Origin of the sequence: Nitrosophilus kaiyonis (assembly GCF_027943725.1) — a bacterium.
In the GTDB taxonomy this organism is placed as follows: Bacteria; Campylobacterota; Campylobacteria; order Campylobacterales; family Nitratiruptoraceae; genus Nitrosophilus_A; species Nitrosophilus_A kaiyonis.
Genome location: NZ_AP025696.1, coordinates 721,720 through 734,651 on the forward strand (window position 1 = coordinate 721,720; position 12,932 = coordinate 734,651).

Consider the following 12,932-nt stretch of genomic DNA (forward strand, 5'->3'; position numbering starts at 1 on the left):
TATATAACTATTATACGATTTTAAGCTTCAAGGCGCAATAATAGAAAAAATAGTATAAGGATTTTTTATGAAAAAGCTTTTTACCTTTCTTTTTATAATACCGTTTATTTGGGCAAACAACTGTATTAAATGCCACAAAGGAATAGAAGATATTCGTAATCCTAATAGTGGTATGGCAAAAGCGATAGCAAAAAAGGCTAAAGAAGCTGGTTTTGCTGATAATAGTTGTATTGTCTGTCACGGAGGAAATCCTAAAGCAACTACAAAAGAGGATGCCCATAAAGAAACGATAGATTACTTTTTAAAAAATAGTGGTCCAAAAGAGTTCTATCCAGATCCTGGAAGCGCATGGATAAATAAAAATACATGTGGAATGTGTCATAAAGAGCAGGTTGCTGCACAGATGAACAATCTTATGAATACAGAGCAAGGAAAGATTCAAGGAGCGCTTTGGGGATTTGGATGGAATATAAGAGAGCATAAATATGCAAACTATAATCTAACAAATCTTCATAAAAGATTTGGAACAAAAACTTATCAAAATTATATGAAACAGCTATCACAGAAAGAGCCCCAAGTTTTTGTGAAAAAAACTATCGAGCTACCTCCAGCACCAACTGCTGATGAGGTTGAAAAAGATCCAAAATTGGCAGCTATTACATATCTGCGCCAAGAGTGTTTAAGATGTCATACAGCAAGTAAAGGAAGAAGTAGAAGAGGAGACTATAGAGGGATGGGGTGCAGTAGCTGTCACATTCCATACTCAAATAACGGCTTTTATGAAGGAAATGATCCAACCATACCAAAAAATGAGCCTGGACATATGTTAACTCATCAAATCCAAGCCTCAAGAGATGCAAAAGTTCATATTAGCACTCTCACATATAGCGGTATTCCAGTGGAAACATGTACAACTTGCCACAATAGAGGAAAAAGAATAGGTGTAAGCTATCAAGGGCTTATGGAAACAGCATATAATCCAACATTTGATGAACATGGAAATCCTCAGCCAAAACTACATACAAAACACTATCTACATATGAGTGAAGACGTACACTATAAAAAGGGGATGCTATGTCAGGACTGCCATACAAGTATTGATGTACATGGTGATGGGGCAATTGCAGGCTCCACTTTAGCTCCTGTAGAGATAGAGTGTCAAGATTGCCATGGAACTATAAAGCGATATCCTTGGGAGCTTCCTTTAGGATATTCAGATGAGTTTGGACAAAAACTTTCTAATAAGCCAAGAGGTATTACAAAAACATTAGCTGAATATCTCAAAAAAGGAACATATTATAAACCAAAAGATGGATATTTACTAAGTGCAAGAGGAAATCCGCTACCAAATGTTGTAAAAAGTGGTGATGAGGTGATTGTTCATCTTGCTAGTGGGAAAGATTTAAAATTAGAGCCACTTAAAAAGTTATCAAAAGAGCGTAAGCTATCTCAAGCAGCTCAAGTTGCAATGGGGCAGATAGAAAAACATCTTGAAAAGATGGAGTGTTATAGTTGTCATGATACTTGGGCGCCTCAATGTTATGGATGTCATGTTAAAGTTGATTATAGCAAAGGCAAAAAACATATAGATTGGTTAGCAGTTGCACATGACCATGATGTTCATGGAGCAGATGCAGCTAAAAGAAAAACTCTAAAAGAGCATTTAATAGATGGAGAGGCGACAGAAACAAGAAGCTATCTTAGATGGGAAGATCCGATTTTAGTACAAAATGGGGAAGGGCGAATTGCACCAGCAATTCCAGGTTGTCAAACAACGGTGACTGTTATAGGAAAAGATGGCAAAACGATTATACAAAATCATATTTTCATAGGTCATGATAACGACAAAGAGGTACTTGCTATTGATATGGCGCCTGTACACTCTCATACTGTGCAAAAAGAGGCAAGAAGTTGTGAAAGCTGCCATACAAATCCAAAATCTATGGGATTTGGTATAGGAGGCGGAAAGCTTTTTTCAACTCCTGGTGATACACTTATTGTTGATCTTATGACTGCAGATGGTAAAGTAATTCCAAAAAAAGTAACGATTCAAAAACCAAAAGTTGAAGGACTTAGCTTTGATTGGAGCAAAATCATTGATGAAAATGCCACTCAGCTTGTTACTGTAGGACATCACTGGAATCTCTCAAGAGCATTAAATAAAGAGGAGCTTTCTAAACTTGATAGAAGAGAGGTATGTATGAGTTGTCATAAAACTATGCCAGATCATGACTTAGCAGTGAGTTTAATGGTACATGTGGCAAACATGTCAAATATTAAAATAGATAACGATATGCATAAAAATATTTTGAATAAAAATCTGTTGCTAAGTGCATGGGTACAAATTGGAGGAGTAGCTCTTATATTTTTAGGTTTATTATATTGGTTTGTTCGTATAAGAAGGAGATAAAAATCCTTTTTATACAAGTTTATCTAACTTTTTTCAAAATTTAATAATGTGTTTGATAGATAATAAATTTTACTATTTTTTCATATATTCAGTAAGAATTTTTGTTTAATTAAATAAAAGGGTTTATCTGATTGGATATTTAAATATTTTTATTTTCTATTTGCTCAGAATAGTTTTATATAAATAGTTATTTTTTAAGAAAAGCATCAAAAAATAAGGTGAGTTTAATTTTTAAAGTAATATACTTAATTAAAGAATATTTTATTTTTAACAAGGATAAATTATGAGAAAAATATTTTTGATGCTTTTTACTCTCATTTTATCTGTCGCAAATGGTACTGTGTTGACTCATGTTGTATCTTCCCCAGATAATAAACCAGATTTATCAATTGTTGATGTAAAAATCAAAAAAAATATAAAATCTGGTGACATTATTGGTAAAAATAGAGAAATTTTAATCATTATAAAAAATATAGGCAAAAAAACTGCACCAAAAAGTATTTTAAAATTGGTTTGTAAATCAAGAAATGGTTGTCCAAAAATTTTAAATGGAACAGTTAATATATCCTCATTAAGGCCAAATCAAACAAAGAAAATATACTGGCCACTTAAATATAGCAATAAATATAGATGGAAAGAGGGAGAATATAGATTTAGAGCAACTGTTCATATACTACAAACAAATTTTACTGCAGCCCAGGTTTCATCAATCGAGAAAAATATAAATAACAATAAAAAAGATTTTATTGTAAAAGTATTAGGTGAAGATAAGAGTGATTTAACAATAAGTAATATAAAACTTTCAAAAAAGATATGCTCTGGTGATTTAATAAGAAAAAGTGGAAAAATTTTAGTAACTATAAAAAATATAGGTAAAAAAGATGCTCCTGCTACTACATTAAAAGTTTCTTGTATTAATTTAGCTTCAAGTGGAGCCGTAACAAGTTTAAGTGCAAACTTTTCTGGGATTTGTCCAGACTTTTTAAAAGGAATGGCAAAAATACCTTCTATTAAATCTGGACATAGTTATATTTTAAAATGGCCTTATAATAAGAATAAAAAATGGAGAAAGGGTAAATATAAACTAGAGTTTTTTGTTGATGATAGAAATAGAATCAAAGAATCTAAAGAAGACAATAATAAAAAATATTTTATTTTAGAAGTAAAAGAGTGTAAACCAAAACTATCTATGGTGACAAAACCTACTTTAAAAGTTCCTAAATTTAAGAAAAAGATTATATTTGACAAAATTTTTCCATCATATTGGTATTCAGGCAAAAAATATGAAATTATAGTCAGAGGAAAAGGATTTAGTAAAAATTTAGATTTTAAATTTGATAAAAAATTTATAAAAATCATTTCAAAAAAATATATAAATAGTAATATGTATAAATTAACAATAAATATATCTGAGAAAATAAAACCTTCAAAAACAAGACTCTATTATAAAGAGATTGCAAAAAATTCAAAATATTTATATACCGGACTTTATGGTTGGTTAAAAGAGAAGAAAAAGCATAAAAAAATAGTTGTACCAAAAATAAAATTGCCGAAAATTTCATATAAAGTTCCCTTTATTAAAGGAAAAATTATATTAGAAAGGCCAAGATTTGGTAAAAGTGGAAGTGGGGATGTGTATCAGGATTTGGGGATACCTAAACTCAATGATAAAACAGTATTTTCATTTAGAGAGCAAAATCCAGGATTAGCTGATTGGTTTGAGCTTCAAATATTAGATAAAAGTGGGAAAGTTTTAGTAAAAAGAGATCTCGGAAAAAATCTATATTATAGAGCCGATCCTGATTTTGTATATGAGGTTTTATCTTTATTGAAACAAAAAGGATTGTTAAAAATTTCTAATATTTTGAAAAAAAGTTCAAAAATCAATACTTCTGCTTTGAAAAATATAAAAAATAATAGTAAAAAGACAAAAATTTCTAAAAAAGAGATAAACTATTTTAAATTAACTCCTCAAAAAAAGAGAAAAAGCTATATAGAAGAGCATAATGATGAGATAAGTTTATATTGGGCAGTAATTGGTAAAAAAAGATTTCCAAAAGATGGAATTGTAAAAATTGGTGATCATGAAAGAAAAATTGTCAGTTATGAAACTGTTTTAGTGGAAGAGTCTGAAAAATGGCCATTAAAAGTTAATGATTTTACAACTGGATTTAGTTGTAGATCAACTAGTAAAGGAAACATAAATATTCAAAATTTAGATCTTGGGCAAGAAGAGCCCGGAAAAGTTTCCACAGTTAATTATGTTGGAGATAGATTTGAACTTTCTGGCGTTTTTGATATATCAGATTCTCCATGGGGTTTTTCAAGACCAAATCAAATATTTACCAATGGTGGAATGATTGATGCAAGTCCTGTCCCAAGAAATATTTTTATTAGCTGGGGGGATGGTACAGTTGAATCATTAGATATGGTGCCATTGGAAAGTTTTGGTACAAGATTTAGGATAAATAATATGATACATCAATATGCAAGTACTGGCAAGAAAAAGATAAAAATTTTTATGTTACCAGAATCAGAAATACAAAATATCAACGTATCAAGTATGGTTTTTGCATACGACTTTTATGAAGGCTCAAAAACAGCCTCATTAAATGCAGTTTCTATGAATAGTAGTTTTGATAATCCTTATTATCAAGTTTTGGGATTAAGCGGAGATTTACCAAAACCAAATGCAGATTTATTAAATATAGCAAAGCATGCCTATATTATATATTGTAATCAAATTGCAATTGAACCACGAAAAGACCTAGTTGCTTCAGGGCCTTTACATTTAGATGATATTTTTATTTATGATTATAACGGTGGAAAGGTAGAAAATGAGAAAAAATATGGTCTTAATATTCAGGAAAATTTAAAAAATACACAAGTAAATATTGAAAAATATGGAACAAAAAACATTAAAATAGAGAAAAAATCTATACAGAAAAAAGTTGATAATAAAAATAACAAAAAAGAGTTTTTATTTAAAACTTCAACTGAAAAAATCAAAAATATTCAAGAATTTGCAAAAGGTATAGAATTAAGTGAATGTGATATATTGCAAGCAAATGCTAAATTAAGATATTATGGAAAAGGAAGTGTTCTTTTTAAATGGAAACTTATTGGTCCAGATGGAAATGAACTTATTTTAGAGAGTAAAAGAGAAGATATAGGGCCATCAAGATTTAGAGAAAATCTAACAAAAGATAATTATAAGATTCCAACACAAGATTCTTATAGCTATTATCCTTTATTATCAAAAGTTTTATATCTTGAAGAGTTTACCAAAAATAGCCAGTATGAATTGGTAGTTGATGCTATTGTTGATCCAATAACAGCTCTTGCTTTATCACAAGAAGAGATGATAAATACTATAAAAGCAATTATTGAAAATATAAATTTGGGTGTAAAATATGCATCAAATAAAATTACTCCAAAAATCTATCTTGCAAAAAAAAGCAAAATATCAAATCCATATATAGCACAAATTAAGCAAAGTGGTGCAAAATTTGGAGTACTTTCACCAAATAAAATTGCTTCGAAAAATATGCCAGTTGTAGCGAGTATTAATAAGGTTTTAGATAAGAGCAATATAGGAAAAGCTCTTGCAAAAATTAAAATACCAAAAAGAAAGCCTTATTATGTAAAATCTGAGCCTTTTAGATTTAGTGTTGTTCCAAATTCAGGGAATAAACCTTGTAAATTAAAGCTAGTAACCAAATCTAATGATATTTTTTGGATAAGAAATATAAGTAATAGTGTAACAGTGTCTCAAGGAAATATTTATAATGGATCAGGAAACCTTATATTAAAAATCAATAGTTCTATTCCTCAAGAGGTGGCTGTTCCGGTTCTTATAAATAATTGGCATGTTGGTGGATCTGATGGTATTACTGTTCAAAGTGGCAAAATAGATACCTCTTTAGATAGTAATTTTGTTGCAGACGGTGTTGAATTTGGATTGAAAAATCTATATTGTGAAGCCAAAAATAGTGATATGCTTTTAACTACAGATATAAAGCTGCAAAATGGGCTTTTGAGAAATATAGGAAGTAGTGATTCTCTTGAATGGAAAAAATTAACTTCACGAGTGGATGAGAATGGGAACTGGCATTATGAATTATCACAAAATAGAGAATTTAGTATAGGCTGGAGTGGATTTAGACTTAAAACTTCAAAAATATATCTTGATTTTGATAAAAATTGGGGAAGAGGTGTATCAAATGAGTGTAGCCAATTTATTGAAAAAGAGTGGACAGGTGTTCATTTAACTGATGCGACAATTTTCCCAAATACTTTTGACCTTGTACAAAGTGGATATACAAAAAATGTTAATAATTGGGGAATATCTGGAAATGGATTATGTGGTAAAGTCCAATTTGGACATTTTAGTACAAATATTAAAAAAGGAAGTATCTCATTTCAATCAATAGAAGCTGAAGCAAAAAATGGTAATTTTTATGCCACATATAAAAATATGGATGTATATGTACCATGGCTTGATACTCATTTAAAAGGTGATGCTAAATTAGTAGATGGAGCAAACAGTAATGAGCCATCTATTGATTTTAAAGGTTTAAGTTCTTCAGATATTGAAAAAGATTATGGAGTTATACATCTAAAAGCTAGCGATCTTGTATTTGGAAGCTATAAAGATATTGGCTGGGGTGTGTGGAGCAATACATATTTTTCACTTTCAACAAAAACTAAAAAAATAGTTAATGAAGCTCCGGTAAATGGACTTGTTTATGGATTTGACGCAAGAGCATATATAACTGGAGAATCAAACACTAAAACTGTATCAATAAGCGGCAAAGCTGAATTTGGTGGTACTGAAGTTGATCTGATTTCTATGGAGATAACATCAAATAAAAGCGGCAAATCTCTTATAGATTTTGTTTTAAATACCAATTTTAATGTATCTGAAGTTTTATCTACAGTTCCTGTTACAGTTAGATACTCTATAAATAATGAAAATGAAAATATTTTCGCGGTAGGTCCAAATGTTGATCCATTTGTAGTTCCAGCAGTTTTCCCAGAAGCAAATCCAAATATGGAATCAAGGATAGCTTTTAATTATGAAAAAGATAGTGGTGAAACATCACAAAATAATCCAGCTAAATATGACCAATATAGTGGAGATGTTGAGTTTGAACTATTTGAAGGTCAGACTATAAGAGCTGCTTTTAGACTGGGATATATAAATCATCGAGATTACTGGATGATAAAAGCAAGTATGCCTTTTGAAGATGGCATAGAGCTAATGAGTCCAGGGCTTATGCTTTATGAAATAAGAGGAGGCCTTGCACACAATTTTCCATTAGATTCATTTAAAAAAGATGGAAGTATTTTTGATATAACACCAAAGATGGATGGAACATATATGTTTTTTGCAGGTGTTGATGTGGGGCATGAACAAAAAAATTTATATTATGCAAAGGGCGATCTTGTAATAAAAATAAATTGGCAGGCAAGATTAGATGCTAGAGCATGGCTGTTAGATTATAAGAGAAAAGGAGATGGAACTTTTCAAGGATATTTGCAATATGCAAATGGAAGCATAGATGGTTCTATTTGGGGAAAACTATCCCTTTTAAAAGGTGCAATTGTAGCTGAAATACCACAAAATGCAGCTGTACTTCATATAAGTCGAGGAGATTGGTACTTTTATTTTGGAAGAAAAGAGGGTCCAAGAGTTAGGATGAAAGTACTAATATCTGAAGCGGACAGCTATCTTGAATTAGAACCTGGTAGATATGCTGTAGGGGCTAGAAATTTTTGGGGATTAAAAGGAAAATATGGAAGAATATATGGAGAATTAGAATCGGGATATGAGATTAGATTTCCTCCACATGTATCTGGATATGGAGAAGGTACACTTTCAGCTCAGATTTGTTGTTGTGAGATATGTATTGGTCCATCATTATCTGCTAGAGTAGAGGCAAGTGCACTTCCAATTCATGCAAAGGCAAGAGCATGTTTTGATTTTGGATGGCCAATAGGTGATATTTGTGGAACATTTAAATTCTAGGAGTTTTTTATGAAAAAAATATTTATAATTTTTATTTTTGCTTTATGTACAACTTTATTGGCTGGGAAAAGTCCATATATATGGGTTTATAGCAATGGATCAGGTAAAATAGATATATTTTGGCTACCTTCAGATATTTGGCCATCTGGTGGATGGAAGCTTGTTAGAGTTACTGATGGAAATAAAAAAATTTTAAAAAATCAATTAAAGCCTTTAACGCTTAAAAAATATATTAATAATATTAGTAAAAATGAGTATGAAAAAATTAAAAAATTTGCAAAAGAGCTTGAAAAAAGAAATTTAAAAAAAGATGAGTTGCAAATTGCAAAAGTTGTAATGGGTGTTAAAGCCGCATCAAATAAATATTTTGGTTATCTTTTGGGACTGAGATATGAAGATATATTAAATACTAAAAAAAGTGTATATTATATAATTTATGCTCTTGATAAAAATGGAAAAGCTATCTCATCTGCTAAGTCAATTAAAGTATCTCCTTTTAAAAAATCTTTACCACCAAAAAGTGTAGAAAATGCAGCTGCTAAAAGTACCCCAAATGGAGTAGAAATCTATTTTAGTAAACCAAAATTGAATAAACAAAATCCAATAATAGGTTATAAAATAAAAAGAATAGATAATGATGGGTCAAGTGAATGGATAACAAAAAATACAAAAATATTATCAAATGATATTTTTTTAAAAAAGCTTCCAGCAGTTTTAGATAAAAACCCTCCTATAGAGACAAAAGTTAAATATGAGATATATAGTGTTGGATTTTTTGAAAATATGAGTAAGCCAGTAGAAATTTCTGTTTATGTAAAAGATTTTACTGCTTTAATGCCGCCTTTGAATTTTTCAGCAGAAGGTAAAAAGGGAAAAGTCATATTGAAGTGGAATAAAAAAGAGAGTGAAAACTGTTTTGGATATCTTATTGAAAGATCAAATATGCAAAAAGGTCCTTTTTTGATTCTTACACCAAAAGGGATAACGAAAGAGAAAAATATTTTTGAAGATAAAAATGTCATAGGAGGAGTATCATATTTTTATAGAATAAGAAGTGTAAATAAAAATGGAGAGATAGGTAATCCTTCAGTTATAAGAGCAGCAACACCTATCTCAAAATCTCCTCCATCTCCTCCAAGAAATTTAAAAGCAAAAGTTGGAAAAACTCTTATTATGTTAAGTTGGGAAAAGCCAAAAAAAGGAGATATTGCAGGATATAAAGTTTATAGAAAATCAAAAGATGCAAAAAAATGGATGCAACTTAATAGTTATTTAATTAAAGATAGATATTTTGAGGATCCTTATGATGTAAATGTATATGGTGAATTTCAATATATGGTTAAATCTGCTGGATATGATTCACAAGAGAGTAAGAAAAGTAATATTATAAAAGTATATATACCAGACCAAGTTCCGCCAAATCCTCCAATTATTACAGATATAAAATCGCAAAATGGAATAATTAAAATATCTTTTAAACCTTCTCCTCCATATGAAGATATAGAAAAGTTTTATCTTATTAGATCAATTGATCCAAATGATCCAGGGTTAGTTATAGGTGATGCAATTGATAAAAAAAGCAGATCCATTGAAGATAAATTTATAAAATATGGACAAAGATATTGGTACTCTATGATTGCAGTGGATAAAGCTGGAAATAGAAGTGATTTAAGTAGAAAATTTAGCATTGTAGCTGAAAATCCACCATTACCAAAACCAGATAAACCAAAATTATCATATAAAGATAAACCTGTTAAACATGTAATTATTTCTATAAAAAAAGTGCCAAGAAGAGCATTTGCTATTATTTTTAAAAGTTTAGATAAGAAAAAATGGGAATATGTAGCTACAACTGATGAAGCTGGAGATATAGTAGATACTAAAGTGATTGGTAATAAAATATATTATAAGATCTATTTTAAATCAGAAAATAATAGTTTAAGTGAGCCATCAAAGATTGCGAAGATAAAAATAGAGTAGATATCGGGATTATCCCGATATCTATTACAGACGAGCTTCGTATCGTCTGAGCATATATAGTCGCTTGAGCATCTTTTTTCTTGCAGCGATTTTTTCCTTTTTTCGTCTTTCAGTTGGCTTTTCGTAAAATCTTCTAGCCCTTGCTTCAGTGACGATTAGGTTTCTATCAACCTGCTTTTTGAAAAGTCTATAAGCTTCCTCAAACGACTGATTTGGTTTAACGAGGATGCCAGGCACCTGACATCACCCCCTTTCTTAATTAAAATGACTGAAATTATAACATAAAAATAAACAAAACAAATCATTAATGGAAAAAAATTATTAATAAAAATTTAATATTTATATAGCTATAATTTCACTAAATAAAATATATAAGGAGGAAGTATGAAAATATTTAAGAGTGCAGCAATTTTAACAATAGGTTTAGCTGTTAGTCTTAGTGCAAGTGATGCTTTAATAAAAAAGGCAAATGAAGCTGGATTGAAACCTATTCCAAAAGAGGTAAATAAGCTTATTAAACTTATTGATAATCCAAAAAATCCATTGACAAAAGAGAAGGTAGAGCTTGGTAGAAAGCTATATTTTGATCCAAGATTATCTAAAAGCGGACTTATTAGTTGTAATACTTGTCACAATTTATCCATTGGTGGAGATGACAATGTGCCAGTGGCAACTGGACATAAATGGAGACACAATCCTCATCATTTAAACTCTCCAACTGTTTATAATGCTGTATTTAATCAAAAACAGTTTTGGGATGGAAGAAGCCCAGATTTAGAAGACCAAGCTACAGGTCCTATTCAAGCAGCACCTGAGATGGATATGCCAAAAGAAGTTGTTGTAAAAGTAGTAAAAAGCATACCAGAATATAAAGAAGCTTTTGAGAAAATTTTTCCAAATGAAGAGATAACAATTAAGACTATCGGAAAAGCAATTGGTGCATTTGAGAGAACTTTAGTTACTCCAAGTAGATATGATGACTTTTTAAATGGAGATGAAAAGGCTCTTAGCAAAGCTGAAAAAGAAGGATTAAAAACTTTTATAGATGTTGGATGTGCAAGTTGCCATAATGGTGTTGGTCTTGGTGGAAGTATGCAGCCATTCCCTGTTGCAGGAAAATATAAATACGCTAATTTAGGTGATTTTAAAGGGGATAAAAATGGTATGGTTAAGGTTCCAACTTTAAGAAATATTCTTGAAACTGCACCATATTTTCATAATGGCGCGACATACGATATTAAAGAGGCAATTGAAATAATGGCTGAAACTCAGCTTGGAAGAAAATTAAGCAAGAAAGAGATAGATTCTATTGCAACATTTTTCAAAGCACTTACTGGTAAAAAACCTGAAATTGAACTTCCAGTATTACCAGTTGAATCTTCAAATACTCCAAAACCAAATTTAGACTAAATTTAGGGGCTTTGCCCCTTTTACCTTCTTTTAATCTTTTATAAGAGAAAATATAAAAAGCAAAAAATTTAAGGCTTTTTATGGAATATCGATATATTGGTAAATCCGGGCTTCGTGTTACTTCTATGGCTCTTGGGACAATGACATTTGGCTCAACAACATCAAAAGATGAAGCTTTTAAAATACTCAATAAAGCATATGACTTTGGTATAAATTTTTATGATACAGCTGAGCTATATCCTGTACCTCCAGATAGCAGATATGCAGGAGTTACAGAAGAGATAGTAGGAGAGTGGTTAAAGACAAAACCAAGAGATAGTATTATACTTGCGACAAAAGTTGCTGGGGCTGCAAGTGGATGGTATGTACCACCAATTAGACATGGACTTACAGCAATTGATAGATTTCATATAAAAAGAGCGATAGAGGGAAGTTTAAAAAGATTAAAAACTGATTATATTGATCTATATCAGATGCATTGGCCAGATGAGGTTGTTCCAATTGAGGAGAGCTTAAGAGCATTTGATGAATTAATAAAAGAGGGAAAAGTTAGATATATAGGTACATCAAATGACACTGCTTATGGACTTACCAAAGCTTTAATGATATCAAAGTATGAAAATTTAGCAAGATTTGAATCGATTCAAAACAATTTTAGTGTGCTTAATCCTAGATTTTTTGATGAGCTTGAAAAGGTTTGCAAAAGAGAAAATGTATCGCTTCTTCCATACTCTCCAATTGCTGGAGGAATTTTAAGCGGAAAATATAATCAAAAATATATTCCAGAAGACGCAAGATTTAGTGATTATATAAAACATCCAAACAGAAGAGTTAGAGTTCATGCAAAAAGATTTTATAATGAAAAAACCTTATCCGCAACGGCTGAGTTTTTAGAGATTGCAAAAAAGTATGATATCCATCCTGTAACCTTAGCGGTAGCTTATTCAAAACATTTTGATTTTGTTGCTTCTACGATAATTGGAGCAAGAAAAGCTGAGCAGTTAGATGATAGTTTGGCTGCAATGGATGTTAAACTAAATCGTGAAATTTTAAAAGATATAGCAAAACTCCAAGAAAAATATCTCTATCCAATGGGGTAAA

Annotated in this window: 6 protein-coding genes; 5 read left to right on the forward strand and 1 reads right to left on the reverse strand. The window is 30.6% G+C overall.

Annotated features, from left to right (window positions below; all coding sequences use genetic code 11):
- Window positions 1-67 precede the first annotated feature (67 nt).
- The 3 genes from QML81_RS03730 (at window position 68) to QML81_RS03740 (ending at window position 10,421) form a co-directional block, all read left to right on the forward strand.
- A complete protein-coding gene (locus tag QML81_RS03730) occupies window positions 68-2,410 on the forward strand; it encodes a cytochrome C (protein ID WP_281951848.1) in 2,343 nt (780 codons plus the stop codon).
- Between the two features lie 283 nt (window positions 2,411-2,693).
- Complete coding sequence (locus QML81_RS03735; RefSeq protein ID WP_281951849.1) at window positions 2,694-8,441, forward strand: CARDB domain-containing protein; 5,748 nt, start codon at window positions 2,694-2,696, stop codon at window positions 8,439-8,441.
- Window positions 8,442-8,450: 9 nt separating this feature from the next.
- Window positions 8,451-10,421, forward strand: a complete 1,971-nt coding sequence (locus QML81_RS03740) for a fibronectin type III domain-containing protein (RefSeq protein ID WP_281951850.1) — start codon at window positions 8,451-8,453, stop codon at window positions 10,419-10,421.
- Between the two features lie 24 nt (window positions 10,422-10,445).
- Here QML81_RS03740 and rpsU read toward each other — a convergent pair whose 3' ends face one another.
- The gene (rpsU, locus tag QML81_RS03745) at window positions 10,446-10,658 is read right to left on the reverse strand and encodes a 30S ribosomal protein S21 (protein WP_281951851.1); all 213 of its coding nucleotides are present in this window, start codon (window positions 10,656-10,658) and stop codon (window positions 10,446-10,448) included.
- A gap of 147 nt (window positions 10,659-10,805) precedes the next feature.
- On the opposite strand from rpsU, the gene QML81_RS03750 reads away from it, so the two are divergent.
- Together QML81_RS03750 and QML81_RS03755 are read left to right on the forward strand one after the other, a co-directional pair.
- Entirely contained in the window at window positions 10,806-11,831 is a 1,026-nt protein-coding gene (locus QML81_RS03750) for a cytochrome-c peroxidase (protein ID WP_281951852.1), read from the forward strand.
- Between the two features lie 80 nt (window positions 11,832-11,911).
- Window positions 11,912-12,931, forward strand: a complete 1,020-nt coding sequence (locus tag QML81_RS03755; protein WP_281951853.1) for an aldo/keto reductase — start codon at window positions 11,912-11,914, stop codon at window positions 12,929-12,931.
- Window position 12,932: the final 1 nt, after the last annotated feature.